This window comes from Mannheimia massilioguelmaensis (assembly GCF_000940515.1).
Classification (GTDB): Bacteria; Pseudomonadota; Gammaproteobacteria; order Enterobacterales; family Pasteurellaceae; genus Basfia; species Basfia bettyae.
Genome location: NZ_CDQL01000001.1, coordinates 1 through 878 on the forward strand (window position 1 = coordinate 1; position 878 = coordinate 878).

Genomic DNA, 878 nt, shown 5'->3' on the forward strand with positions numbered 1-878 from the left:
CGCCCAATTCATTGCATTTTTTGTGCTTGCCGCTCCCAAACTATGAGCTACATGATCTAATGACACTCGATTAGTCGGGTTTTGTGCATTATAGGTATTAAGCCTATCCCAAATCGTAACTTGATCTTGGCTTGTATTAGATGTTCCAAACACACAGCATTGGCTAGAATAGTTTTTAATATAATAAATCAACGATATTTCTGATTAATTTTACAAGTTTCCATATTGCTTTCTGCAATACACCAATAGTAAGGTGCACGAAAACGATAACCTAAATCATAATAGCATTTCCTAACTAAAGGGTTAGCTTTTTTATCATATTTAGATAACTCTTTATCCTCCTCATTAGATATCCCCTCTTTACTTCGAAACTTATCATATAAAAATAAACTTCTTTCCCCTATGGAAGCATATGCTTTTCTTTCACAACTCCAAATTTCTTTGACTGATATTTTTTGATCACCCTTTACCCAAAAATTAACAGAAGATGGAGAACCGTTTGCCAAATAACAACTAGAAAGCAATAAAACGAAACAAACCAAGAGCTTATTCATCTTTCCCCCCTTATTTTCTTTTATAATTTCCTTGTTTCCAAAATAAATTGTTTTCGTTTTTGGTCCAATTTCACCCCAAGTTTTTTCTTGATATCTTTTGATTTCATTAAATTTATCTCTGTCTAAAACAAGAAATTTAATCACATCTTCATCTCGATAATAAGCCTTGGTATGATCCCCAGTGAAAATCCTACCCAGAATCCTAGGGAAATTCTCTCCCGTAGTATCCGTATTTCCTATTCCAAAATTAAAGCGACCTGGTATCCAAGGTAATAAATTAATCCCTGTTCCAACAATATCTCCAGAAGCAATAGTGTAATCCAC

General features: G+C 33.6%; 1 protein-coding gene. It reads right to left on the minus strand.

Features of this window, described 5'->3' with window-relative positions; genetic code table 11:
* Positions 1–188 precede the first annotated feature (188 nt).
* Positions 189–878 (minus strand): hypothetical protein (locus tag BN1226_RS10795; protein ID WP_162183146.1); only part of this gene is annotated, 690 nt, incomplete at its 5' end.